Here is a 25080-nt window from a genome sequence, read left to right as displayed (position 1 = left end):
GTAGAGGATATACACCATGATAACCATCCATTTATAACTAATATTCCTCTCCTACGGTCCTTTTCCAATAATTAAGGAAATCTTTCGCTACAATCGTTTTAAAAATTTTTTAAAACAAACGGAGGGGAAATATGGAATTAACAGCAGCTCATTGGGTTTATCTAGTAGTCACTGTAGCCGTTATTATTATCATGCTTTTTAGAAAAGGTGTTGTGTTACCTCTTATAGTTGGAACCTTTTTAGTAGCGGCCGTGTATAAAGGGAGCGTGATCGGCGGTTTTCAAGCCGTCTTTAATGCAAACCTGGTTGCCGCTAAGGAACTATTTAGTATTTTCCTAATCATTTCCATCATGATCGGTCTCCTTAATTCCTTGAAGGATCTAGGGTCAGATAAAAGGATGGTCGTGCCGATCCAAAAAATAATGGTAAATGGACACGTTTCTTATTTAGTGTTAATGGTCACTACGTTTGTGATTTCACTCTTTTTCTGGCCAACCCCAGCTGTTCCGTTAATTTGTGCTTTGTTAGTGCCTGCTGCAGTAAGCGCAGGATTGCCAGTCATGACTTCAGCAATGGTTATTGTTATTGCAGGACAAGGTATGGCACTTTCATCAGACTATATTATGCAAGTAGCCCCAATGCTTAGTGCGAAAGCCGCAGGAATTGATAAATCCTTAGTTTCAGATAAGGCCTTCATTCTTTCTCTCATTACTGGAATAACTTCTCTAGCGATTGTGTATGCCACACATCGAAAAGCGATTACAAAAAGATCTGTTAATGAGATTAATAAAGAGGAAAAGGCATTCTTCCAAGTTACCGAAGAACTTGCTGCTACAGTAGAAGAAACTGCTGAAGTTATTAAGGTAAAAGAAAAATGGGGAAAAATCTTTGCGATTATTGTGCCTTTAGCAATGCTTGCTGTTATGATTTTTATGTTCCAGACAAAAATTGGCGGTGGAGCTGGATTTGAGGGAGGCGACGGCGCAGCTTTTATTGGAGGGGTGGCAACCATTCTCTTAGTGTTGGCGACGATTGCTTTTAACCGAATTCATGCACTAGATAAAATTAGTGAACATATTACCGAAGGTTTTGTATTCGCATTTAGGGCGATGGCACCCGTTATTCCGATTGCAGGCTACTTCTTTATGGGAAGCGGAGACTTTTCAGCGTCTATCCTTTCTTTAGGTGAAGATGCAGCAAAACCAGGATTTCTATTTGATTTGATCCAAGCAGGTCAAAATTATATTCCACATAGCCCATTTATAGCAGCATTTAGTATCTTAATCGTTGGAATCATTACAGGGTTAGATGGTTCTGGGTTTGCAGGGCTACCGTTAACAGGTGCACTGTCTGGAGCGATTGGACCTGGAAGTAATATCGATCCTTCCGTTCTGGCAGCTATTGGGCAGATGGGAGCGGTTTGGAGTGGCGGAGGTACGCTGATTGCATGGTCATCTCTTGTTGCAGTTGCCGGGTTCCTCCAAGTATCACCGTTAGAACTGGCCAGAAAGAACTTCTTCCCAGTTATAACCGGACTTACCATTGCTACAATACTGGCCGTTATCATTTGGTAAAGTAACAGTTTTAATGTATTTAAGTATACTAGATACAGAAATTAGGTGTCGCTTATAAATAAAGAGGCTATTCCAAAAGTCAGCAGCGAACTGATTTTTGGGGTAGCCTTATTATTTGTAGTTTAAACAAGAAAACATTTGTTATCTTGAAAAGACAATAAACATAGGATGAAACGAAGAGAGGGGATAAAGGATGAAACAACAAAGGATTGGTTTAGTAGGGATAGGAAAATTAGGAACAGCGTTGATGACTCATTGGGATAAAAAATCAATCCCAATAGGTGTTTACCACCCAGTGGAAACAAAAGCCAGAAATTATCTCCACCTATTTCAAAATGGCTATCACTTAACAGAAAGTGAAATAGGTAATGTAGATATTTTAATTCTCGCACTTCCTGCTACGGAGATTATTCCATTTATCTCAAGCTTAAAGCTCCAGAGCAATGCTCAGCATACACCATCTATCATTAATATGGCCACGAACCTTGCTACTAATGAGCTAACGATCAAGTTTCCATGCTTAGAGATTCATGGTGTGAAGTATATGGGTCATTCGAGAGATTTATTGGAACACGCAAATGGTTTATTTATAACTGAATCCGTATTACCACCAAAGATTGAGGAGCTTTTTGAGGAGATTGGAAAGGTAAAGATTGATCGTGAAAGTTGTTTAACAGAGGTAAATAAATTAGCCACCTATTTTGCCTTAAAAACGGCCATCAATATCGAGACTGAATTTGCGGACAGAGGATTATCCCCAGAATATCTTAAAAGAGCGCTAACATCGCTAGCACCCGAAGTGATACGTTCCTATAGTGAGGGGAGTCTTGGTCACTTTGCCAAGGAAATTGTCAAAGAAATACAAACAGAGAATTCTAGTAAAAATGTTAAAACCCCTTAAATTGCTAAAGGTGTCAATTCAATGATTGACACCTTTAGTTATGAGCGGCTTCGTTAAGCTAAAAACACTTGTAAAATAAATAAGTATAACATGACACAGCCAATATAAATGCTTGCGAATGGCAGGTTCCAGTTAGACACTTTATAGGAGCTTTCCTTAACGATGTTTGACATAAGACCTAATGTCGCATTATAAGGGCCCACTAGAAAAGCAGAAACAGCTCCTGCTAACATCGCCACAGTCAAGATATGCGGTGATATCCCAATCACCTCTGGGTTCAAACCCTCTGTCATTAGGGCTAGTGAAACTGCGGGATGCAGTCCTAGAAAAGCAAAAGCCAACGGGATTAGAGGCAATAAAATCAAAAAGATTTCTACACCTGTTAAACTAATAAACTTATTTACCCAAGTATCCAGCCATACATTGGTATGAGAAACATTAATGGTTGAGATAAAAAATCCTGTCGATAAAAAAATAAAAAATTGATCCTTCATACTTACAGAGAAGGTTTGAAAATGCTTAACCAATTGGGCCCCGAACTCTTTCCCCTGTTTTAAGAATAGAGACCAAGAAAAGGAAAATGGAATGACAAGTAAGGATACTAAAATTAAAAACGGATAAGGAAACTTTGTTTCTACTAAAGAAATGACCACGTTAAAAATGATGATTGCCAGGAGAATTTGAAAGACTCTACCCGAACGATTCATCTGACCCGATGATTCTATCGTAGCAGCGGTTTCGTGGACGGATAGGTCCTTTTTGTTTTGGATCATGAAATTTGCTTTACGTGAGCCGATATACCAATCCACCCCCATACCCACGATGCTTAAGGGAATAACATAAGGAAGAATCGAGACCCAGCTTACATCCGTCATCGTGATGACGATCCCAACAATCGGTGTAACAGGTGCCCAAAGTAAAGGCATGGCAAACCCGCGCGTAATCGCTCTGCTCATAAACCGTTCTTTATTCTCAACGGGAATGACATCCAAAGCAGGCCTAATCGAGTAGTAAGTCATCGGTAATGTGGCCAGATTCATAAAAATACTAAAAAAATACGATATGCCAGACGTAATCATATACAGTTGACCAGAGGTTTTTACTCTTTTTTGAATAATATTTTGTATGCCCCCGCTATAACCGCCCAGTTTTATCGGTATCCCTAAAATCGGAATCAGTGTAAACATGGTAAGCAAGTCCAGCATAGGGCCGAAAGAAAGAATATATTGATGCCAGGAAGCCCCGCTTGTCCACAATAAGACCACTCCAAGCAGCAAAAATGTACCTCCTAAAACTTGAACAAATCGCTTGGCTTGAAATAGGGTAATAAGCACAATCGCAAGACATAGACAGGAGATTAGTACACCAAGATTTAGCACAGGCACCAGCACGGAGAAAAGATACAATAAAATTACGATAAAAAACATATACCTCAGCATATCAACCACCCTATCTTTTATGAATTGTATACCAAATAGTATTATTTAGGCTATATTTGTCACAAATTTGCCATTTGTTATGATTAATTGTGGTATTTGGTATACAAAAAACTTGTTTTATTGTTAATCCCATTATACAATTACATTATCAAATAACTCAATTAATAGGGGGATTTTAAATGTTTAACTTTCTATTTGGATCCAAAAGGGCTGCAGAAAAAGCTGAGAAAAAACTAGCTTCACTAAGAAAAACTCTTAAGTTCTAACGTTACTTATTCAACCGCCGCTTAAAAGCCGGCGGTTTTTTGTGCTTTAAAAACAATATCAAGACAAAAAAACGGAGAGCCAAGCTACCTCTCCGGATTTTATATATAGAAAAACTATTTTTTTTTGCACAATAAATATTCTAAACGGCTACCTCGTCAGATTTTACCAGTTTGGAGTTGACAGAATCCTCGCTGTTCCCGGACGCCTTGACAATCTCATTTAATTCCTCGCGAGCAGCTTCAATTGTATCAAACTTTTCAAAAAACTTTACAGCTATCTGATTAACATATTCTTTTCCTTCAAAATTTTCAAATAATCGAATTTTAATCGTTTCATCAAGGACTTCAGCAATCGTATATTTCGCTTTTAAATTGTCAAAGAAATAGAAATGGTAGGTTTCAATCGGTTTTAACCCATCGTTTTCGAGAATTGTTTGGAAGGTATCTTTATTAGTTAAGACAATATATTTCCCCATGTAGAACACTCCTTTGAGTTTTTAATAACCTTAAATTTCAAGTCAGATAAGTATTTAATTTCTGTTACTCTAAGTATAGTAACTTCCTACGTTAATTTTTTTCTTTACTCACCTCCACGGAATATTGTATACCAAACTACTTATGTGTATTTTATATCAGGATGTTAAAATGTTCAAGGTTATATTCTAAATATTTAAATAATTACCAAAGTTGTTGATAGACTACTGATTTACATGAAAAAAATTCGTTCTACCTTTAAATTCTAGTTTGCTTATCTAACAAAAAGATTGTATACTTCAGAAAAGTATCAAAATTTTTAGAATAAACAGAAAGGGGTAACAATATGCCAAAAGTGATTCTTCATGTTGATGGAACAACAATTGAACAAGAAGTGAAAGCCAATGCCAATTTAGTAGTATTAGCAGGGACCCGTCAATTACCAAAATTAAAGTATGGCTGCGGAATGGGGCGATGTACAAAATGCACTTGTATCGTCGTAAACGGAGCTGAGTCATTATCTCCACCGAATTGGAAAGAAGAAAAAATGCTTGGAGATAAGGTCAATGAGGGCTACCGCTTAACATGTCAATTAACCATTAAAGAAGATATTGAAATTTCTCAAGAAAATATCTCGATCCAAGCCCCGAAGAAACAATCTACTATCCAATCTTGATAGGGAATTTATTTTATATTTATTAATGGTATACAAAATACAACCAACTTAAGTAGGTGAGTTAAAATGGATTGTTATGATTTAACCAGCATGACATGGAAAGAAGTAGAAGAATCGCTTAAGACTGTTGAATTTGCGATCATTCCAATTGGTGCTCACGAACAACATGGTCCCCATATGGTAGAAAGTTGCGATGCTGTCTTAGCTGAAAAGATGGCCAAGAAGTTAGGCCAACGAATGTTTCCTTTTGCATTGGTCACACCAACCATTAATATGGGTGTTTCCCAACACCATTTAAATTTTCCGGGAACGATCTCCTTGCAGCCCACGACATTAATTGCGGTATTAAAGGATGTTATCTCATCATTGAAGCATCACGGCATTAAAAAGTTTTTGTTTTTAAATTCTCACGGAGGTAACCAGTCGACGCTTAATGTTGCCTCAATGATGTTAACCAAAGAACTGGATGTTGAAATTTACTATGCTAAGACGACTGCATCTGCTAAAAAGGCGATAAAGGAAAATATCACTTCACCATTATATGGACATAGCTGTGAACGAGAAGTTTCCGAAGCACTATATTTAGCTCCCGAGCTTGTCCGTCTTGAAGACCTTGAAAAAGGTGATATCCAAGAAGAGGGAAGATGGAAGCAGCTTCGACCTGGAAAAGCGATTCAAGGATTTTATTATTATGAAGAAATGACGAATAACGGCTGTATCGGGGATGCCACAACAGCAAGCTGGGAAATGGGCCAGCAGATCGTGGAGGAATCCTTAGCTAATCTTTCAAAAGAACTCTTCAAATTACTAGATCTGAAAGTGGATGTCCTTCCATAAATTTAGTAGTAGAGAGGGAAGATTATTAATCTTTAAAAAATTCTAAAAATTATATTTACAAATAAACAATATATTGGTAGTATAAACGTAAGGTATACCAAAACGATATTTTCACCGAATTAAAGAGTGCTGGAAGAGGAAAGAATCCACAATCTTTTTATTTTTAATCTAATTTGGTATACAAAATATCAAATACCAAGTTAAACTTGGGTACCTACATAATATTAGAGGAGGAGTTTCAGTTGACAGAATTATTATCTAAAGATGAATTTCGCAAACAATTAGAAGAAGCAATTAAAGGTAACCATAGCCAGAAGGCTCCATTTACAGTAGCTTGGGCTGAGGGCAAACTTGGAAGAAAGCACTTTTCTAGATGGGCTGAAAATCACTACCATTATGTAGGACCATTCGCAGACTATTTAGCGTATATTTATCACAACACTCCATCAGATCCAAAATTTGCCGCTGCAAAAGATTTCACTTTACAGAACATGTATGAAGAAGAAATTGCAGCTGACCGTCACACTGATTTATTGATTCGTTTTGCGGAAGCATGTGGTACGACTGCAGAAAGAATTATCGATCCAAACAATATGGCTCCAACCACTTTAGGGCTTCAAAGCTGGTGTTTCGCAGTTGCAGCACGCGAAAATTTCGTCGTAGCAACAGCAGCTCTAGTTGTAGGCTTGGAATCACAAGTACCAGATATTTACCGTAAGCAAACACCTGCTTTACGTGAACAATATGGGTTTACAGATGAAGAAATTGAATTCTTTGATTTACACATCGTATCTGATGAAATCCATGGTGAGCGCGGTTATAAAATTGTTCTTGACCACGCCGATACTCCTGAGTTGCAACAACGCTGCTTAGAAGTCGTTCGTACAGGTGCAAAAATGCGCCGTATGTACATGGATGGGTTATGGAGAGAGTATTGTGAGCAGGATTTAGGAGCACTAGTAGAAACAAAGTAATAAGAAAACTTTACCGGCCGTCCTATTAATCTTGTATTTTAAAGGTTTAAGTGACGGCCATTTTTTTATAAAAGACATGGAAATAAATAAATGAAAAAAGGTGATAGTAGTGATTACTACAAAAGTAGAGACATTCAATAATTATATAAATGGAGAATGGCAGGAATCGGTGAGTAAAAAAACATTTTTTAGTGTGAACCCTGCAAATACCGAAGATCTTGTTGGGGAATTCCAAGCTTCAAACGAACTGGATGTTAAAATTGCGATTGAATCTGCCAAGAATGCTTTTCCTAGCTGGGCCCTAACAGCTCCATCCAAGCGTGCGGCTATCTTAAATCAAGCAGCCAGTATCCTAGAACAAAATGCAGATTCTTTGGCAGAAGAATTAACAAGAGAAGAAGGAAAGCATGTTGATGATGCCAAGAATGAGGTGTTTCGTTCTGCGCAAACGCTCCGCTATTATGCAGTAGAAGGACAAAGCTTTACGGGGGAAACCTTTCCAAACGATGACGCAAATATGAAAGTTTCAACGGAAAGAGAACCGCTCGGAGTAGTAAGTGTCATCACTCCATGGAACTTTCCACTTTCTATACCAGCCCGAAAAATCGCTCCCGCTCTAATCACGGGGAATACGGTTGTATTTAAACCTTCCTCAGATACTCCATTAATAGCTTATCGTCTAGTCGAAGCACTAGATAAGGCAGGAATTCCTAAAGGCGTGATTAACTTTGTTACTGGAAAAGCTTCAGACGTCGGTGACTTGCTGGTAACCCATCCTGCTGTTAGAGCCGTCACATTTACAGGTTCAACCGCAGCTGGAGAAGACATTCATAAAAAGGCAGGCTTTACCACTCGGACACAAATGGAACTAGGCGGGAAGAATCCGCTAATTGTTATGGATGATGCAGATCTCAATCTAGCCGCAACCTTGACTGTAAACGGGGGCTTTTCGTTAACAGGGCAAGCATGTACGGGAACGAGCCGTGTCATCGTCTTGAAAGACGTAAAAGATGAATTTGTTCAGAAACTTGTTGAAAAAACGAGGGCACTAAAAATAGGTAATGGGTTTGAAGCAGGCGTGAAAATTGGTCCGCTTGCCAACGAAAAACAATTGAAGAATGTCATGAAATATATCCAATTCGGAAAAGAAGATGGTGCTGAATTAGTATATGGCGGTGAGCCATTAGTGTCTGGAGAATTCGAAAAGGGATACTATGTCCAGCCTGCTATTTTTACCAATGTAAACGCTAATTCTCGGATTGCGAAAGAAGAAATCTTTGGCCCAGTTGTGGCTGTGATTGAAGTAGATACATATGAAGAAGCCATTGCCGTTGCGAATGACGTCGAGTATGGTTTATCCGCTTCGATTGTTACCAATAATCTCAAAATCGCCAACCAATTTACAAAGGATATCCAAGCGGGAACAGTCAAGGTTAACCGCACAACGACAGGAAACTTAATGAATGCACCATTTGGAGGCCTGAAAAAATCAAGTACATCTACATTCCGTGAATCCGGAAGAGTGGGCTTAGAGTTCTTTACGCAATTAAAAACTGTCTATATGGGCTATTAAAATAATACATTAGGTAAAGGAGAACAGCCATGAAATCTGTGTTGAAATTAGAACTAGAAGAAGCAAAGTTAATGATTGAGGCAGCTAAGAAAAAATCAGAAGAGATCAATGTTCTAGAAACCATCGCTATTGTCGATGATGGAGGCAACCTGCTAGCGCTTGAACGTATGAATGGAGCGCGCATCACGGGACCTGAAATCTCGATTGCTAAAGCGTATACAGCTGCTGGCCATAAACGCTCTACCCATTTATTTAACAAGGAGCCGAATGGACCTGCACTTCCTGGAAATGAAGCCTTTGGAATTCAACAGATGCTTCCAGGGAAATTCGCTATTTTTGTTGGTGGATTCCCAATTGTTGTCAATGGTGACGTGGTAGGTGGAATTGGTGTAAGTGGCGGAAACGGCGAGCAAGACACGGCTGTGGGTACTGCCGCCCTGCAAGCATTGCAAAGTTATCTTGAAAGTGATGGGCTGGAAGTAATTACGGAAGCCGATATAAAAAAATAATAATAACAGGACCTCATTCAAAGCATTTGTTTTAGCAGAATGGGGTCTATCTTAATCTTCGGTTCTATTAAAATATGCGACAGAATGTTATATTGGTATAAAAAGGGGGAGAGTCAACTGAAAGCATATGTTGAGTTAGCTATTGGATTTGCCCGCACCGGTGTGACCGGTTATGGGGGCGGACCCTCGACGATACCGCTGATTGAATTTGAAGCTGTTAAAAAATACAAATGGATGAACGAACAGGAATTTGTCGAAATCCTGGCATTAGCCAATACCTTGCCAGGACCGATTGCCACCAAAATGGCGGCGTATATTGGTTATAAAGTGAAGGGGTATTTAGGTGCGACCGTGGCTATTCTTACTCACATTTTACCATCAATTATTGCCATGATCGCTTTATTGGGTGTGCTTTATAGGTTTAAAGAATCACCAATTGTCAGTGGGATGGTTCAAGGGGTTACACCTGTGATCGGATTTATGCTCTTGGAGATGGCCTATCGTTTTTTCCAAAATGGCCGTAAAGGATTAGGTTTTCCGATTATGCTCTCACTATCGGTCGTTTCTTTAATATTTGTCCAGTTTCTTAATTGGCATCCCGGCATCTTGATTGCGGTATTTCTCATCACTGCCTATTTCATTGCGGATCGAAAAGAAAAAGCGGCAAAAGCTTCAGCTGAGTTGCTTCTTCAGAGAAAGGAAAAAAGTTCATGATCTATTTGCATATCTTTTGGGCGTTTTTTATTGCTAATTTATTGGGATACGGCGGCGGCCCTGCAACCATTCCATTAATACAAAATGAAGTGGTCAACAATTACCATTGGATGAGTTTATCCGAGTTTGGGGATGTATTGGCGATTGGGAATGCCTTGCCAGGACCGATTGCCACCAAAATGGGCGGTTATATTGGTTATGAAGTGGGGGGGATTCTTGGTGCGATTATAGCGCTTATTGCTACGATTCTTCCTTCCGCTCTTGCTGTCATTTTGTTATTTAAGTTTGTGAATCTATTTAAAGGTTCTCCAAAAGTAGCGCTTATGACAAAGTCTGTGCAGCCGATTATTGCGATTTTACTTGCTGTGATGGCCTATCAATTCTTTTTAACAGCTTATGAGAATAGTGGTGTTTTTCATTTAGTCTTTTTGGCTGTGGTTAGTTATTTTGCATTGATTAGAGTAAAAATGCATCCATCCCTGTTAATTGTTTGCTGCTTGATCTATGGTGGAGTTTTTCTTTCGTAAAAATGAATGTTAGAAAATAATAATAAAATAAGCGGGTGGAATTTATGGACATAAGATGGGAGGAAAACAATCTTTTATCGATTCGAGAGCATGCATATATTTATTTAAAGGAAATGATTTTGGAGGGAGAATTAAAAGCGGGCGAGCGTTTAATTGAAAGAGAACTTGCCGGGAAATTAGGCATCAGCCGGACACCGATTCGGGAGGCTTTGTTCCGATTGGAATCCCAAGGCTTTGTAAAAACGGTTCCCCGAAAAGGTGTCGTCGTCTCCAATATTTCCGAGAGTGAAGTCATCGAGGTATTTACAATTCTTGCCTCTTTAGAAGTTTTGGCCGTTAAATTAGCTGCGGGGCGGATGGATAGAGAAACGCAACTAGAATTGGATCAAAAGATCGAAGAACTGATGTTGTTAAGAGATCAAGCCGAAGAAAACTTTAATCTTGAACATATACAAATGAATCGTCTGATTAATAAGGCATCGAAAAGCCCCAAATTGTTTGAGATTCTCTCTGGTCTGATTGACTATATACATATGGCTGCAAATATGGGATATGAGACACCAGGCAGAAGAAAAGAATCACTAAGGGAACATATTGATATTATGAAAGCTTTGCGTGATAAAGAAGCGGAAATGGCAGAGTATTTAATGAGAATTCATATTGAAAACTCGAAAAAAGCGTATATCACTTATATTGAAAATTTTAAAGAAAAGCTGTATAAAAAAGAAAAATTGATGTCCACTTGAAAAATACCAATGAAAGTTCTCGTAGCGAGATATCCTCTATATAAATGACCACACCGTCTACTCGATGTGGTTTTATATTTATCTTTTTTTAAAATGAAAAGATTTAAAAAATTTGTATTGTCTGAAAATTATAAATATGGTATATTGTATACCAAGAAGATTAATTTTAGGGAGGATACGAGGCATGCCAAAAATAAATTTCATTAACAGCAATAAACAATTAGAGGTACCAGAGGATTCGAATATTTTGAGGATGTCCCTTCGTTACGATGGAGAACTCCCAAACCGATGTGGCGGAGGAATTTGCGGCAGCTGCGTATTTAAGGCGGAGGACGGCGCTGAATTCCTAGATAAAGTTAAGGTACAGGAAAGAAGAAAATTAGGTGAAGAGTGGTTAAATGAAGGGTATCGCCTTGGGTGTCAAACATTTGTGACAAACGGAGATATTTCAATTTCTTGGGATGATGCATTCACAGAAGTAGTGAAGAAAAGAAAGCCTGATAAACTCCAGAAAGAAGTCTCTACCATTTAGTAAGCTTAGTTAAAGAAAAATATGAATTCGGGGTGAGATCATGTGGGCCTGTGATAAACATATGAAAGAAATATTATCCTTCTTAGAAACTCCCCATATTAGCAAAGCTTCTTATCAAATTAAATGTTCACTTTGTGATAATCATGCACTAGCAAAAATCTATTACACTCATAAACCTTTGCATTTGAAAAAAAATAAAAAATTACGTGCATTTGCATAGCATCTATTATGGCCTACCTCGAGTGCTTTAAGTTGTAAAGTAGTGAGGGACAGGCACCATTTATAAAGGCTGTCCCATTAGTTTAACTTGGGGCAGTTTTTTTATGATATAAATCCTGATTTGTAAATACTATACTTGACATGTGACTAGGAATTGGTTTTTTCCTATAAACTAAGTAGTATTATTGTTGCCCTAACAGCGTATTTAAAGGAGAAGGAATCGATGGAAAACAAACTGATTGAAACCTGTACAAGCGTCATTAAAAATGCAAAAAACATCGTTGTGCTAACTGGAGCGGGGATTAGTACAGAATCTGGCATAAAAGACTTTCGTTCAAGGTCTGGGGTTTATCAACTTGCGCCGGAATATATCCTTTCCTTGGATTATTTTTATCGAAATCCAAGGGAGTTTTATCAATTTGCATTCGAAAATCTTTACCATCCGGATGCTGTGCCGAATTTAGGGCACAGGATTTTGGCGAAGTGGGAAAAAGATGGGAAGGTTTCTCATATCATTACCCAAAATATTGATGGACTTCATCAAAAAGCGGGCAGTAAGAAAGTCATAGAATTCCATGGAACCATAAAAACAGCAACTTGCTTGCATTGCGGTAAAAGCTATTCGACAGAAGAGATGGAAAATCGTCTCGATACCATCGATGAATTCTATATCTGTGACCATTGTGATACCAGCGATAAAAGAGAACGTTTTATAAAACCGGATGTCGTTTTGTTCGGTGATACAGGCAAGTGGTTTACTGTGGAGGGATTTGATGCGATTTTACATATGATAGATGTGGCGGATTGTGTGTTGGTATTAGGAACGAGTCTTAAAGTAACGCCATTCTCCACTTTCCCCCAATACAGAAGGAAAGGCATTCCACTAATTATTATTAATATAGGAGAAACCCCTTATGATACTGAAAGGAATACATATGTTATTCAAGAGTCTATCGGGAAAACCTTGACCTTATTGGATCAAAAAGTAGGAAACTGAAACCGTACAATAACTTTATAAGATGTTCCTCGTTTTTCCATCGTAAAAGTAAAATTCACAAAACATGGGGTTTTGTGGATTTTTTAGTGTTCTGAATAATAACCCCTTGGCCGTATTACTTCGCAAAAAAGTTTTCTGTATAGTAGGGCTGCGATTCGTCATTAAAAGCTACTCCCACCCCTAAAAACTCGTAACCCTCCCGCAAAATATTTTCACGATGTCCGAGGGAGTTCATTAAACCTTCATGGGCGAAGATGCTGCTAAATTGCCCATAGGCAAGGTTTTCCCCAGCCATATGAAAACTGATATCATCCTCTTTCATCCGGTCAAACGGTGATTGTCCTTTCAGATTGGTGTGATCGAAATACTGATGGACCGCCATATCGGTGCTATGTTTACGGGCTGTTCCTCTAACATGCTCATCCCATGTTAGAACTGTAAGCTGATGATTGACCCGTGCAGCATTGGTCAAATCGAATAATTGATATTCAAAGCCTTCTTTTAACGCTGAATTGGCTTTGGTGTAAAAGCCTGTTTTCTTTTGCTCAAAGTCCTTACTGATTAGTTGTATCGCAGTTACCGTATTATTTTCATGTTTATCATAAAAGATGGTTACGTAAGTTCCCTCAAGCAAGAACACATCATAGTCACTATTTTCCTGTAATTGATAAACTGTCAATCCTTTTTGGATGTTGGTGATCGGTTCACCTAGTTTTGCGCGAACATCTATCTTGGAACTTCCGAGTTTGATTCCTTTAGTGGATGCAATCAAATCTTGGTTTGTATATAATCCTGCCGCTTTGTTGTTTTCATCATACATGACCATAAAAAAATCGTGGTAATCTTCGTGATAGGCATACCAATTCGTCCCATATTCATTAAGAGATGACCGATTTGCCTTGCCTAAATTATGATCAATATCTTCTTTTAGATTACCGAGTTCAATATTATTTACTGAAAATACTTGGTTCGTAGGGATATTTAATTCTACTTTTTCTTTTTGTGGTTGGGGCTGTTGTTTAGTGAGAGGATTTTCTCCTGCCTGAAAGCCAAGCTGCCCAACTAATTGTTGAACCTTTTCATAAAAACTATTAAGTGTTTCTAATACTGCTGAGCTATCTTTTATATTCATTTCAGATTGAACAGAATCAATCTTTTTTTCTATATCGTTTTTCCCCATCTGTTTATCAATAACTGGCAATGAAAAATAAAATAAAAGTATAAATGAGATAATCGCAAGTAAACGAACCATGATATTTCCTCCATTTCTATTAGAATTGTACCCAATCTAGATAAAATGTATAAGTAATATGCTTGGAGGGAATGATATTTAGGTTTTTTTAGAAAAATGATGGCTATGTCATAATATTTGGATGGTATTAATAAGTAATATAGGAAGAAAGTGGGGAATAGAACTGATAGGAGCTGATTGTATAAAAAATTTAGACACCCTTCTGCTTACTTGTGATAAAATTTGCTCTTGCCCTCTTAATAAAAAAATCTCGACTATCTAATTAGATAGACGGGATCATTTGAAATTACATCCACTGACTATTTCTGCTTCCTTCGATATAATTCCATTGATTTATAACCTTCTCCAAGAACCGTCTCCATTTCTAACAAACGCTTATCTTGAGTTTCTTTTCTTTTCGCACTATAGACATAACGGGCCCAATCCTTTTGATATCCAAAAGTTAATTGACTATAGGCTCCCAATAGATCCTCATTTTTGTTTAAGTACTGTTTAATTTCATTCACATGGATAATATAGTCATCCACACATTGGCTAGATTTACTGCTGTCAGCCTTTTTTGTCTTTTTTGGGGCAGACTTTAAGCCCACCACTGTAAAAACATCGTTTAGACTGACCATTCTAGAAAACTTTATATCACTGTCAAGCGTATATCCCTCATCATCCATAGCAAATACGTTTAACAAGCTGTCGCGTTCAATGTATTCTTTATATTTTGGATTATTCTTCTTTGGATAGGCAAAGTACATATTAATTCAGTACTTCGGGATTAATCAGGTTCCTTGGGCGTTTTCCCGTTAGTCCTGCTAGTAAATTCTCTACCGCAAGCTTGGCCATTTTAAATTCTGTTTCGAAAGTAGAAGACCCAATATGCGGGGTTGTCACCACATTTGGAAATTGGAGAAGCGGATGGTCCGCATTGACTGGCTCGCTTTGGAATACGTCTAATGCCGCTCCGTGAATCTCCTTCGTTGTTAATGCTTCAATTAGTGCCTTTTCATCGACTGTTTTTCCGCGGGAACCATTCACGAAAATAGCTGACTTTTTCATCAGTTTAAATTCCCGTGCACCCATTAAATTTTCTGTTTCAGGTGTGAGCGGTGTCATTAAACAAACAAAATCACTTTCCATAAGTAAGCGGTCAAGCTCTGTGTAGACAGCGTGATATTTTTCCTCAGCCTCCAGATTGCGAGTGCGATTATGGTACAGGATATTCATATCAAAGCCTAAATGCCCGCGTTTCGCAATTAATGACCCGATTTTTCCCATCCCAATAATTCCTAAGGTTTTATGATGAACATCAATGGCATATTCATTTCTAGTTAAATGCTGCTTCCAATTTCCGACCTTCACGAACTGGTCCAATTCAGGGATACGTCTAGCCGCCGCAAGAAGAATCCCGAAAATCGCATCAGCGGTAGTATCTTCAAGTACACCGGGTGTATTTGTTCCCATAACACCGTGTTTTGTCATCTCATCAATGGAAAGGTTATTAAATCCAGTTGAGTTATTAGATACAATTTTTAAATTTGGGGCAAGATCCAGTAATTCTTTGTCGACTGGAAGGGCAAGACCGACAATACCCACAGCTTGCTTAAGAGCCTGTAAAAAAGCCGGGTCTGTTTTGGGATTTATTCTTTCAAAAATTGCAACGTCAAAATTATCTCTTAAACGAACCAGGGTTTCAGAGAATTCAAAATTATAGGCAAGTATTTTTCTTTTCATCGTTATGAGTTCTCCTTTTGTAGCTGTAAGTAAGAATATATTTTTAAAGTGACATTGAATTTTTAAAGAGTCAACAATTCAGAAAATAATTGGAATCGAAAATTGATAAAAAAACCATGGGAATCACGACAAGTCAGTTGAAAGTTTTCAATTTTTTTGATGAATCAAGATTATATTAGTATATCAAAAAGGTATTATTTGTGTAAGCGTTCACCAAAATATTTAATAATCTACTCATAATTATCAAATCTAAATTTATACGATTTTACCGTGTTAAATAAGTGCAATGTTGAATTCGCTTACATTTTTAGACTAAATCTTTTTTTAGATAATAGTAGCGTTAGCTTGAAAATGAAATTTTTGTAAGAAAGGAATTTCTTGTTTCAGTATATTACATCTTATGTTAGAATATATAACATGATAATTGTTTTAAAATTCATATTTTTTCAAATAAACTAAAACAAAATAGGAGGTGGTATCTTGGGAAACGAAAATCCATCCTATCGTGATCAAAAGGTTATCACCATAGGAATTGTGACAGAATTAACAGGTCTTTCAAGCAGACAAATTCATTATTATGAAACGCGGAAGCTAATTTTTCCAGATAGGACCCCAAATGGGACCCGTAAGTATTCATTTGCGGATATTGAAAGACTGATTGAAATTGCGGAAAAAATAGAAGAAGGAGTACAAACACTTGAAATTCGCAGGGATTTAGCGAAACGGGAAAAACATAAGATGATTATAGGTCAAATCAATTCCCATTTTAATCGGAACGGACCAATAAAATAACGAGGTTTTGGAAGATTAACATAAAGAGCGAGGTTCATATACTGGGCCTGCTCTTTTTTTTAGTGTCATCGCCGACATTTTTGAAAAATTTAGCTTTCCAAATTTTTAATCATTTCTATTAATCGTTATAATTGGAGTAATCAATAAATTTTTACATGTGAATCATTCGCAGGAATGAAAAATGAAAGGTGGATGTAAATGAAATATAATTTTGATGAAATTGTCAACCGAAGAGGAACCTATTCAATCAAATGGGATGGCGGGGATTTAATTAAACAGATTGGTCTGACGGAACGATATGACGATGAGACGATTCCGTTGTTTACAGCTGATATGGATTTACCAGTGCCTCAGCCGTTAGTAGATGCCTTACATAAGACGGTCGATCACCGGATTTTCGGATATACCATCTTTCCAAAAGAGTATTTTGAAGCCATCCAGCATTGGTTTAAAAAGAGACATGATTGGGATATTCCGCAGGAAGAAATTAGCTTTAGCCCAGGAACCGTTCATGCTTTAAATGTTGCTGTTAAAGCATTATCCAATCCAGGAGATGGCATCATTATCCAACGACCGGTTTATCCTCCGTTTACTTCGGCAATTGAAGCCAACGGACGAAAAGTTCGGAATAATGCACTTAAAGCGAATAGCGAAGGCTATTATCAAATCGATTTCGAGGATTTTGAAGCGAAGGCAAAAGAAGAAACGACGAAAATGTTCATCCTATGTAACCCCCATAATCCAACCGGCAGAGTGTTTACTAGGGAAGAACTAAGGAAATTAGCCGATATTTGTGCGAAAAATGATGTCCTTATCGTTGCTGACGAAATTCATGGAGATTTAGTACGACGTAATCAAACATTTATTCCGATTGCAAAAGCTAGCGACCATAGTGATCGTATTATTACTTTTACTGCCATCAATAAAACATTCAATGTTGCTGGGCTTCATTGTACAAATGTAATCATCTCAAATCCTGAACTTAGAAAAACCTTTAATACTGTTATGGGGATGCATTTACCCTCACCTTTTACCGTTTCTGCACTGATCGCCGTATACAATGAGGGCGAAGATTGGTTAGAACAATTAAAGGAATATATCGATGGGACAATGGAATGGGCAGTCCAATTCTTAGCGGCGAAAATGCCGAAAGTTAAGGTAAGAATCCCAGAGGGAACCTATATCATGTGGCTGGATTTTAGTGAGTATGGACTAACTCCAGAAGAAGTCCACAATCGGATTTATAATAAAGCAAATGTTCTACTGGAAGATGGGAAGATGTTTGGTAAAGAAGGGTTACAATGGCAAAGAATTTGTATCCCGTCCCCTCGTCCATTAATCCAGGAAGCGTTTGAAAGGATTGCAAGAGAATTCGAGGATGTCAATTAATAGGTGAAATTATAACTAAAACCACTTGGTATCTATATTCCAAGTGGTTTTGTCTTGTGGATAAAGAGTGAGGTAAAGTTTAGGATATTTAATATTGAAATATAAATTGATTAAAAAACGAAAAGTAAATTTTTCCTTTAATGAATGCATTCTTAAAGTATGGATAAAATAAAAGTATTAATAATATTGATTTTTTAATCCAAATCTCTATTATTTCAATAAATCATAAACATCAATATTATTATATTATGTGTATTATTAAATTTTTTTGTATATTCATATAGTTTAATCCCTTTTTTCTGTTAACTATATGTGATATATTAAATAAGTAAATTTGCTATATTCAGCAAGTGAGAACAATCTGAAAATTAAGGGGAGAATGAAATGAAAAAGTTAGGTCTATTAAGTTTGTTATTAATCCTTTCAATCTTTATCGCTGCTTGTGGAAGCAAAGACACAGCAGACGAGCAAGAAAAAGGTGGAAAAGTATATAAAGTTGGTGTTGATACAACTTATCCGCCGTTTGAATTTAAAGAAGGAAACGATTATAAGGGAATTGATATTGAGTTAATCAATGCAATTGCGAAAAACCAAGACTTTAAAATCGAACTTTCTCCAATGGATTTCGGTGGTATCATCCCAGCAATGCAAGCAAATCAGCTAGATGTGGCCATTGCAGGAATGAGCATTACGGATGAAAGAAAAAAGGTAGTAGATTTCTCAACACCATATTTTGATGCAGGCTTAACAGTCGTTGTTAAAAAAGATAATACAAGTATTAAATCAGTCGAAAATCTTAAAGGCAAAAAAATTGCTGTTAAAAAAGGTACAACCGGTGCAAAATATGCACAAGATAATGCTGCAAAATTAGGAATTACTGTTGTTCAATTTAATGATAGTCCTGCCATGTTCCAAGAAGTATCTAACGGAAATGCAGATGCACTTATTGAAGATTATCCTGTAATTTCTTATGCAATTGCTCAAAAAGACCTTGGATTAAAAATCGTTGGTGATCGCTTAAATGGAGATCAATATGGAATTGCTGTTCTAAAAGGACAAAACGCAGATCTTTTGAAAAAAATTAACAATGGTCTTGCTGAGTTAAAGAAAGATGGTACGTATGATAAAATTATTAAAACGTATCTAGGTGAATAGAGGATACGAAATGATTAAGCGCGCTTAATGCGCGCTTTCTTTTTGAAAGGGGATGAACAGGATGGATATTATTTCTGCAGCACTGCCAATGTTATTAAAAGGTCTTCAAGTGACCATATATATATTTGTAATCGCCATTATTCTAGGTTTTTTAATTGGTTTAGTAATAGCGTTATTTCGTTTAGCTCCGATCAAGATTTTGAACTGGATTGCTAAGGTTTATGTTGATGCCATTCGTGGAACACCATTTATTGTGCAATTGTTTTTTATTTATTTCGGTGTAAATTCTCTACAAGTGGTGTCCCTAAATAGCACTACTGCTGGGATCATCACTGTTGCCATTAATGCGGGTGCATATTTTGCTGAGATTATCAGAGCGGGAATTCAATCAATTGATAAAGGACAAACAGAAGCAGCAAGATCGATCGGTTTTACAGGCGCACAAACCATGCGATATGTGGTGCTTCCTCAGGCCTTTAGAAGAATGCTTCCTACGATTACAAACCAATCCATTATCAGTTTAAAGGATACGTCACTTTTATCTGTAATTGGGATTGCAGATTTAACACAGCAAGGACAAATTCAAGCTTCTGCCACCTTCGAAGCATTTAAGATTTGGCTGGCTGTAGGTATCATTTACTTTATTATTATTTATTTATTAACCATGCTTGCTAATTTCATCGAAAGGAGGATTCAACTTAGATGAGCATGATCACAGTTAAAAACTTACGAAAATCGTTCGGTAATGTTGAGGTATTAAAAGATATCAATGCAGAAGTTAAAGAAAAAGAGGTAGTTTGTGTTATTGGTCCATCTGGCTCAGGTAAAAGTACGTTCCTTCGATGCTTAAATCGCCTTGAAGACATTTCAGGCGGAGAGGTAGTCATAAACGGACAGGATATAACAGACCCAAAAATCAATATTAACAAAGTAAGACAAGAAGTAGGAATGGTGTTTCAGCAATTTAATCTGTTTCCTCATAAAAGTGTATTAGAGAACATCACCATGGGACCTATTAAAATTCACTCTATAGATAAAGCAGCTGCTGAAAAATTGGCATTTGATCTATTAGATAAAGTGGGTCTAAGAGAAAAAGCCAATAGCTTTCCAGGGGAACTATCTGGGGGGCAAAAACAACGGGTTGCGATTGCAAGGGCACTCGCCATGAATCCAAAAATTATGCTATTTGACGAGCCGACATCCGCACTTGACCCTGAAATGGTTGGTGATGTTTTAGAAGTAATGAAACAGCTGGCACTAGAAGGTATGACAATGGTTGTTGTTACTCATGAAATGGGCTTTGCCAGGGAAGTCGGCGATCGGGTCATCTTCATGGACGGAGGCTACATTGTTGAAGAAAATGAACCGAATGAGTTATTCAGTAACCCTCAGCATGAAAGAACCAAGGCGTTTTTAAGCAAGGTACTTTAAACTATAACATGGTTTCCTACTTGAATAAGGAAAACATGTTTGCAAATTACCTGTTAATACATTTTTTTAAATTGAGGCGTAGCATATATAAGCCATTAAATACTAGAGTAAGAACGAATCTAGTATTTGATGGCTTTTTTTATTTACTATATTAGTGGTCCTTATTGGAGAGGATACCAGTGATGTTAGAAAAACACCTTCAATTTATATATTCCTATTTCGTTCTACTCCTAGATAACTCCATTGATTTAAAACCTACCGCTTTTGATATTCATTTTGAACAGAAATTTAAAAAGCTATGTTGTTTAATAAAAGAATGGATGGACAACCTATAACAGTTATCTTTTACCTTTGCACCGGAGAGCAAGTTAGTTAGTTTTTAACTTTACAACTGTAATATCATTAGGAGTGAGTTAAGTGATAAGAGATAAAAGTGCTTACTTTCATGTACTACTTATCTTGTTTGTAATTGCCGTTTTTATTTGGTCAACCTATAAGCCAGCAGGATATTTAATATGGGCGATGGAAGTACTTCCTGCCATTGTGATATGTATGATTGTACTTATTACCTATAATAAGTTTCGTCTTACTACGCTATCCTATATCATAATTGCCATTCTTTCGATTCTTACCTTCATTGGTGGTCATTATACTTACGCAAAGGTTCCACTTTTTACTTGGATAAAAGATTATTTTGAATTAAACCGAAACCACTATGATCGCTTTGGGCATTTCTTAAAAGGATTGTTTGCCATTGTAATAAGAGAAATATTAATCCGAAAAAGAGTGACTAAAAAAGGTCCTTGGTTAATTTCTGTGATATTAAGTTTTTCACTCGCAATTGGAGCTATGTATGAAATTATCGAATGGTTATCGACTAAATTAACAAAGAACAGAAAGACTTCCACTGAGTTTTTAGGAGCACAAGGTGATATTTGGGACGCACAGTGGGATATGTTGTTAACCTTTATTGGTTCTATCCTCGCGTTACTCATCTTATCAAAAGTACATAACAGACTATTAGAAAAAATTAAGGGAATGAAATATAAGAAAGAAAGAGGGATCAGACCGTAACCCTCTTTCAAATAATGTTACAGTCACTAACTGTTCGTTTTCAATAACCGTACATATACAATCGATAACTTCATTTATTTAATATTATTCCGATATAATAAAATGGATGTAACCGTTTTCAGATAATATAGTATTTCACCAAATACATGCCAAAATTATCATTCATAACCATTGATATCTAAGGATATAGTACTATTTTTAGTGAAATTAATCACAATTCACACTTTGTTCAACACTTCACAAACCGTTATTCAAAATACATGTTATGATAAATCCATAAACAATCAAGGAGTGATAAGACATGATGGTATGTGAATGGAAAACCTTCTCTACAGATTCTGAAACTTATACCCTAGAAGTATTTGAAGAAGCAGTTGAGGATGAATTTGAGGCAATGTATTTTAAAGAAAATGAAGAAATCCCCGCCTATATCTGGACCGTAAATTACGTGGTTATTGTTAAAAAGTATTCGAAGGTTCTAACTGACATTTTATTTGAAAAGATTCCACGCAATCCAGTTTGTGAGTAAAAATCAAGTAGAGTGTTATTATTTTTAATCAAAAATGTGAAATTTTTCACAAACATTACGATTCATGACATTCAGAGAAAATACCAGCTTGATTGTGTATTATTTTTTAAAAATACTTGCGAAAAACTTCACAAACACTTAATCAAATGGAGGTATTACGATGGCAGTAGTAGAAAATGCAGTTAAAGAAAAGCAAACCGTAACAAAAATAGTTAATGTTTTGGTGGAAAACGGTCTAAAAGCATTGAAAGAATTCCGAAGCTTCGACCAAGAAATGATTAATAATGTTGTTAAAGAAATGGCCTTGGCTGGTCTTGATCAGCATATGCCACTTGCAAAGCTAGCCGTTGAAGAAACAGGAAGAGGCGTGTACGAAGATAAAATCATCAAAAACATGTTTGCTACTGAATATGTCTATCATAATATCAAGTATGATAAAACCGTTGGTATCATTAACGAAAATGAACATGAAGGAATGATTGAAATTGCGGAACCGGTTGGGGTTATTGCTGGAGTTACACCTGTAACCAATCCAACATCGACCACCATGTTTAAAGCACTCATTTCAATTAAAACCAGAAATCCAATTATTTTTGCCTTCCATCCATCGGCACAGAAATGCAGCAGTGAAGCGGCAAGGGTGCTCAGAAATGCAGCAATCAAGGCGGGTGCGCCAGAAAATTGCATTCAATGGATTGAAACACCGTCGCTTGAAGCAACACAAGCCTTAATGAACCACTCAAAAATATCATTAATTCTTGCCACTGGCGGTGCGGGGATGGTTAAATCTGCTTACAGTTCAGGTAAGCCAGCACTCGGAGTTGGGCCAGGAAATGTCCCTTGTTATATTGAAAAAACAGCCAATCTTCATCAGGCAGTTAATGACTTAATTTTATCAAAAACGTTTGATAATGGAATGATTTGCGCTTCCGAACAGGCAGTCATTATTGATAAAGAAATATACGACGTTGTAAAACAAGAAATGATAGCAAATAATTGTTATTTTTTAAATGAAGAAGAAAAAGCGAAGGTTGATAAATTAGTTATTAATGAGCAATCCTGTGCTGTTAATCCAGTAATTGTTTGGATGGCTGCTTCAAAGATTGCACAGTTAGCAGGAGTAAAGGTTCCTGATGATACAAAGATCCTTATCGCAGAATTAAAAGGTGTCGGACCAGGATACCCACTTTCAAAGGGAAAAATTGAGCCCAGTGCTTGCTTGTTACAAGGTAAGTGGTATTGAGGAAGGATTAAAACGGGCCGAAGAAATGCTGGAGTTCGGCGGGCTAGGTCATTCAGCTGTTATTCATACCACTGATCAAACAGTGATTAAGAAGTTTGGACTGCGTATGAGAGCGGGACGCATTATTGTCAATGCTCCATCATCACAAGGTGCGATCGGTGATATCTACAATGCCTATATGCCGTCCTTAACCCTCGGATGTGGAACGTATGGTGGGAATTCTGTCTCTACAAATGTGGGTACTATTCACTTAATTAATATTAAAAAAGTGGCGAAAAGGAATATTAATATGCAATGGTTTAAAGTTCCATCTAAAATTTATTTCGAGAAAAATTCAACTCAATATCTTGCCAAAATGCCGAAAATTTCGAAAGCATTTATTGTCACCGACCCTGGAATGGTGAAATTAGGATATGTGGATAAAGTCCTTTACTATTTAAGAAAGCGTCAAGATTATGTTCACTGCGAAATTTTCTCAGAGGTTGAACCAGACCCATCGATTGAAACAGTGATGAAAGGTGCAGAAATGATGGCTAACTTCCCGCCAGATGTTATCATTGCGCTTGGCGGCGGTTCTGCCATGGATGCGGCCAAAGGAATGTGGTTATTCTACGAACATCCAGATACAGAATTCTTTGGTCTAAAACAAAAATTCTTAGATATTCGAAAACGAATTGTTAAATATCCGAATCTCGGCCAAAGGGCACAATTTGTGGCCATTCCTACCACTTCTGGAAGGGCTCTGAGGTAACCTCATTCTCGGTTATTACGGATAAAGAGGCCAATATTAAATATCCGCTTGCTGATTATGAATTGACTCCTGACGTAGCAATTATCGATCCGCAGTTTGTGATGACGGTACCTAAACATATTACTGCTGATACGGGATTGGACGTGTTGACACATGCGATTGAAGCATTTGTATCCTGTATGGCCAATGATTTCACGGATGGCCTTGCAATAAAAGCAATCCAGCTTGTATTTGAATACCTGCCTAGAGCCTACAAAAACGGTCAGGATGAAGAAGCGCGCGAAAAGGTCCATAATGCTTCAACCATTGCCGGCATGGCCTTTGCAAATGCATTCTTAGGCATTAATCATAGTCTTGCACATAAGCTGGGAGCGGAATTCCATATCGCACACGGACGAGCAAATGCTGTGCTTATGCCGCATGTGATTCGCTATAATGCGACTAAACCGAAGAAATTCACAGCCTTTCCGAAGTATGATCATTTCAAAGCTGACAAACGATATGCTGAAATTGCTAGAATACTAGGTTTACCTGCTAGTACTAATGAGGAAGGTGTAGAGAGCCTCGTTCAAGCCATTATTAAATTGGCGAAGGAACTTGAAGTTCCAATGAGCCTTGAAGCAAATAATATAAATAAAATCGAGTTTGAAAGCAAGGTTGACTATTTAGCAGACCGGGCCTTCGAAGACCAATGTACCACTGCAAACCCTAAGCTTCCATTAGTAACAGAATTGGCTGAAATTTACCGCCAAGCCTATAAAGGGGTATAATAATCATTGCC

Annotated in this window: 24 protein-coding genes and 1 pseudogene; 20 read left to right on the top strand and 5 right to left on the bottom strand. The window is 37.2% G+C overall.

Annotated features, from left to right (window positions below; all coding sequences use genetic code 11):
* Nucleotides 1-131 precede the first annotated feature (131 nt).
* Together J7E67_RS30645 and J7E67_RS30640 are read left to right on the top strand one after the other, a co-directional pair.
* A complete protein-coding gene (locus J7E67_RS30645) occupies nucleotides 132-1574 on the top strand; it encodes a hypothetical protein (protein WP_214718199.1) in 1443 nt (480 codons plus the stop codon).
* A gap of 193 nt (nucleotides 1575-1767) precedes the next feature.
* On the top strand, nucleotides 1768-2475 hold the full coding sequence (locus J7E67_RS30640) for a hypothetical protein (protein ID WP_214718200.1): 708 nt from the start codon (nucleotides 1768-1770) through the stop codon (nucleotides 2473-2475).
* 53 nt (nucleotides 2476-2528) lie between these two features.
* On the opposite strand, the gene J7E67_RS30635 is transcribed toward J7E67_RS30640, so the two are convergent.
* Nucleotides 2529-3752, bottom strand: a complete 1224-nt coding sequence (locus tag J7E67_RS30635; protein WP_251027111.1) for a hypothetical protein — start codon at nucleotides 3750-3752, stop codon at nucleotides 2529-2531.
* Between the two features lie 568 nt (nucleotides 3753-4320).
* Complete coding sequence (locus J7E67_RS30630; protein ID WP_214718202.1) at nucleotides 4321-4656, bottom strand: hypothetical protein; 336 nt, start codon at nucleotides 4654-4656, stop codon at nucleotides 4321-4323.
* Between the two features lie 344 nt (nucleotides 4657-5000).
* On the opposite strand from J7E67_RS30630, the gene J7E67_RS30625 reads away from it, so the two are divergent.
* The 10 genes from J7E67_RS30625 to J7E67_RS30580 all read left to right on the top strand — a co-directional run bounded on the left by J7E67_RS30625 (nucleotide 5001) and on the right by J7E67_RS30580 (nucleotide 12958).
* Entirely contained in the window at nucleotides 5001-5330 is a 330-nt protein-coding gene (locus J7E67_RS30625) for a 2Fe-2S iron-sulfur cluster-binding protein (RefSeq protein ID WP_214733450.1), read from the top strand.
* A gap of 66 nt (nucleotides 5331-5396) precedes the next feature.
* On the top strand, nucleotides 5397-6167 hold the full coding sequence (locus J7E67_RS30620; protein WP_214718204.1) for a creatininase family protein: 771 nt from the start codon (nucleotides 5397-5399) through the stop codon (nucleotides 6165-6167).
* 242 nt (nucleotides 6168-6409) lie between these two features.
* Nucleotides 6410-7141 (top strand): iron-containing redox enzyme family protein, encoded by a 732-nt coding sequence (locus tag J7E67_RS30615; RefSeq protein WP_088087939.1) that lies wholly within the window; start codon nucleotides 6410-6412, stop codon nucleotides 7139-7141.
* A 109-nt stretch (nucleotides 7142-7250) separates the two neighbouring features.
* A complete protein-coding gene (locus J7E67_RS30610) occupies nucleotides 7251-8714 on the top strand; it encodes an aldehyde dehydrogenase family protein (RefSeq protein WP_214733449.1) in 1464 nt (487 codons plus the stop codon).
* 29 nt (nucleotides 8715-8743) lie between these two features.
* Nucleotides 8744-9223: a GlcG/HbpS family heme-binding protein gene (locus J7E67_RS30605; protein ID WP_214718208.1), complete on the top strand. Its 480-nt coding sequence runs from the start codon at nucleotides 8744-8746 to the stop codon at nucleotides 9221-9223.
* Between the two features lie 84 nt (nucleotides 9224-9307).
* The gene (locus J7E67_RS30600) at nucleotides 9308-9937 is read left to right on the top strand and encodes a chromate transporter (RefSeq protein ID WP_251027110.1); all 630 of its coding nucleotides are present in this window, start codon (nucleotides 9308-9310) and stop codon (nucleotides 9935-9937) included.
* Complete coding sequence (locus J7E67_RS30595) at nucleotides 9934-10464, top strand: chromate transporter (protein ID WP_214718209.1); 531 nt, start codon at nucleotides 9934-9936, stop codon at nucleotides 10462-10464. The genes J7E67_RS30600 and J7E67_RS30595 overlap by 4 nt, the downstream gene beginning before the upstream one ends.
* 44 nt (nucleotides 10465-10508) lie before the next feature.
* Nucleotides 10509-11210 carry a GntR family transcriptional regulator gene (locus tag J7E67_RS30590; RefSeq protein WP_214733448.1) on the top strand — a complete coding sequence of 234 codons (702 nt, stop codon included), beginning with the start codon at nucleotides 10509-10511 and terminating at the stop codon, nucleotides 11208-11210.
* Nucleotides 11211-11394: 184 nt separating this feature from the next.
* Complete coding sequence (locus J7E67_RS30585; protein ID WP_214718211.1) at nucleotides 11395-11742, top strand: 2Fe-2S iron-sulfur cluster-binding protein; 348 nt, start codon at nucleotides 11395-11397, stop codon at nucleotides 11740-11742.
* Nucleotides 11743-12184: 442 nt separating this feature from the next.
* Nucleotides 12185-12958: an NAD-dependent protein deacylase gene (locus J7E67_RS30580; protein WP_214733447.1), complete on the top strand. Its 774-nt coding sequence runs from the start codon at nucleotides 12185-12187 to the stop codon at nucleotides 12956-12958.
* A gap of 115 nt (nucleotides 12959-13073) precedes the next feature.
* Here the strand turns inward: J7E67_RS30580 and J7E67_RS30575 are convergent, their stop codons facing one another.
* The 3 genes from J7E67_RS30575 to J7E67_RS30565 all read right to left on the bottom strand — a co-directional run bounded on the left by J7E67_RS30575 (nucleotide 13074) and on the right by J7E67_RS30565 (nucleotide 15935).
* Nucleotides 13074-14210, bottom strand: coding sequence for a CAP domain-containing protein (locus J7E67_RS30575; RefSeq protein WP_214733446.1), 1137 nt, complete (start codon nucleotides 14208-14210; stop codon nucleotides 13074-13076).
* A 299-nt stretch (nucleotides 14211-14509) separates the two neighbouring features.
* Nucleotides 14510-14959, bottom strand: a complete 450-nt coding sequence (locus J7E67_RS30570; protein WP_214733445.1) for a YdeI/OmpD-associated family protein — start codon at nucleotides 14957-14959, stop codon at nucleotides 14510-14512.
* A gap of 1 nt (nucleotide 14960) precedes the next feature.
* Nucleotides 14961-15935, bottom strand: a complete 975-nt coding sequence (locus J7E67_RS30565) for a 2-hydroxyacid dehydrogenase (protein WP_214733444.1) — start codon at nucleotides 15933-15935, stop codon at nucleotides 14961-14963.
* A 480-nt stretch (nucleotides 15936-16415) separates the two neighbouring features.
* Here J7E67_RS30565 and J7E67_RS30560 point away from each other — a divergent pair, with 480 nt between their 5' ends.
* The 8 genes and pseudogenes from J7E67_RS30560 (at nucleotide 16416) to adhE (ending at nucleotide 25069) form a co-directional block, all read left to right on the top strand.
* Nucleotides 16416-16727 (top strand): MerR family transcriptional regulator, encoded by a 312-nt coding sequence (locus J7E67_RS30560; protein WP_088087928.1) that lies wholly within the window; start codon nucleotides 16416-16418, stop codon nucleotides 16725-16727.
* Between the two features lie 198 nt (nucleotides 16728-16925).
* Nucleotides 16926-18116 (top strand): MalY/PatB family protein, encoded by a 1191-nt coding sequence (locus tag J7E67_RS30555; RefSeq protein ID WP_214718221.1) that lies wholly within the window; start codon nucleotides 16926-16928, stop codon nucleotides 18114-18116.
* A 384-nt stretch (nucleotides 18117-18500) separates the two neighbouring features.
* Complete coding sequence (locus J7E67_RS30550; RefSeq protein WP_214718223.1) at nucleotides 18501-19271, top strand: transporter substrate-binding domain-containing protein; 771 nt, start codon at nucleotides 18501-18503, stop codon at nucleotides 19269-19271.
* A gap of 61 nt (nucleotides 19272-19332) precedes the next feature.
* Nucleotides 19333-19977 (top strand): amino acid ABC transporter permease, encoded by a 645-nt coding sequence (locus J7E67_RS30545; protein WP_168244251.1) that lies wholly within the window; start codon nucleotides 19333-19335, stop codon nucleotides 19975-19977.
* A complete protein-coding gene (locus J7E67_RS30540; protein WP_285290739.1) occupies nucleotides 19974-20702 on the top strand; it encodes an amino acid ABC transporter ATP-binding protein in 729 nt (242 codons plus the stop codon). The genes J7E67_RS30545 and J7E67_RS30540 overlap by 4 nt, the downstream gene beginning before the upstream one ends.
* Nucleotides 20703-21119: 417 nt before the next feature.
* Nucleotides 21120-21776: a DUF2238 domain-containing protein gene (locus tag J7E67_RS30535; protein WP_214733443.1), complete on the top strand. Its 657-nt coding sequence runs from the start codon at nucleotides 21120-21122 to the stop codon at nucleotides 21774-21776.
* A 301-nt stretch (nucleotides 21777-22077) separates the two neighbouring features.
* The gene (locus J7E67_RS30530) at nucleotides 22078-22305 is read left to right on the top strand and encodes a hypothetical protein (RefSeq protein ID WP_214733442.1); all 228 of its coding nucleotides are present in this window, start codon (nucleotides 22078-22080) and stop codon (nucleotides 22303-22305) included.
* Nucleotides 22306-22465: 160 nt separating this feature from the next.
* Nucleotides 22466-25069, top strand: a pseudogene (gene adhE / locus J7E67_RS30525) (bifunctional acetaldehyde-CoA/alcohol dehydrogenase).
* Nucleotides 25070-25080 lie beyond the last annotated feature (11 nt).

It is taken from the genome of Bacillus sp. ISL-46, from assembly GCF_018613205.1.
The sequence above is the reverse complement of the archived record's forward strand: the minus strand, read 5'-3'. Positions and strand labels throughout refer to the sequence as shown.

What these genes read in the sequence shown, in the direction of transcription:
- J7E67_RS30605 (WP_214718208.1), top strand. Translation starts at nt 8,744, where the DNA reads ATGAAATCTGTGTTGAAATTAGAACTAGAAGAAGCAAAGTTAATGATT.
- J7E67_RS30620 (WP_214718204.1), top strand. Translation starts at nt 5,397, where the DNA reads ATGGATTGTTATGATTTAACCAGCATGACATGGAAAGAAGTAGAAGAA.
- J7E67_RS30580 (WP_214733447.1), top strand. Translation starts at nt 12,185, where the DNA reads ATGGAAAACAAACTGATTGAAACCTGTACAAGCGTCATTAAAAATGCA.
- J7E67_RS30545 (WP_168244251.1), top strand. Translation starts at nt 19,333, where the DNA reads ATGGATATTATTTCTGCAGCACTGCCAATGTTATTAAAAGGTCTTCAA.
- J7E67_RS30565 (WP_214733444.1), bottom strand. Translation starts at nt 15,935, where the DNA reads ATGAAAAGAAAAATACTTGCCTATAATTTTGAATTCTCTGAAACCCTG.
- J7E67_RS30625 (WP_214733450.1), top strand. Translation starts at nt 5,001, where the DNA reads ATGCCAAAAGTGATTCTTCATGTTGATGGAACAACAATTGAACAAGAA.
- J7E67_RS30550 (WP_214718223.1), top strand. Translation starts at nt 18,501, where the DNA reads ATGAAAAAGTTAGGTCTATTAAGTTTGTTATTAATCCTTTCAATCTTT.
- J7E67_RS30595 (WP_214718209.1), top strand. Translation starts at nt 9,934, where the DNA reads ATGATCTATTTGCATATCTTTTGGGCGTTTTTTATTGCTAATTTATTG.
- J7E67_RS30530 (WP_214733442.1), top strand. Translation starts at nt 22,078, where the DNA reads ATGATGGTATGTGAATGGAAAACCTTCTCTACAGATTCTGAAACTTAT.
- J7E67_RS30570 (WP_214733445.1), bottom strand. Translation starts at nt 14,959, where the DNA reads ATGTACTTTGCCTATCCAAAGAAGAATAATCCAAAATATAAAGAATAC.
- J7E67_RS30645 (WP_214718199.1), top strand. Translation starts at nt 132, where the DNA reads ATGGAATTAACAGCAGCTCATTGGGTTTATCTAGTAGTCACTGTAGCC.
- J7E67_RS30640 (WP_214718200.1), top strand. Translation starts at nt 1,768, where the DNA reads ATGAAACAACAAAGGATTGGTTTAGTAGGGATAGGAAAATTAGGAACA.
- J7E67_RS30630 (WP_214718202.1), bottom strand. Translation starts at nt 4,656, where the DNA reads ATGGGGAAATATATTGTCTTAACTAATAAAGATACCTTCCAAACAATT.
- J7E67_RS30585 (WP_214718211.1), top strand. Translation starts at nt 11,395, where the DNA reads ATGCCAAAAATAAATTTCATTAACAGCAATAAACAATTAGAGGTACCA.
- J7E67_RS30600 (WP_251027110.1), top strand. Translation starts at nt 9,308, where the DNA reads ATGTTATATTGGTATAAAAAGGGGGAGAGTCAACTGAAAGCATATGTT.
- J7E67_RS30555 (WP_214718221.1), top strand. Translation starts at nt 16,926, where the DNA reads ATGAAATATAATTTTGATGAAATTGTCAACCGAAGAGGAACCTATTCA.
- J7E67_RS30540 (WP_285290739.1), top strand. Translation starts at nt 19,974, where the DNA reads ATGAGCATGATCACAGTTAAAAACTTACGAAAATCGTTCGGTAATGTT.
- J7E67_RS30575 (WP_214733446.1), bottom strand. Translation starts at nt 14,210, where the DNA reads ATGGTTCGTTTACTTGCGATTATCTCATTTATACTTTTATTTTATTTT.
- J7E67_RS30590 (WP_214733448.1), top strand. Translation starts at nt 10,509, where the DNA reads ATGGACATAAGATGGGAGGAAAACAATCTTTTATCGATTCGAGAGCAT.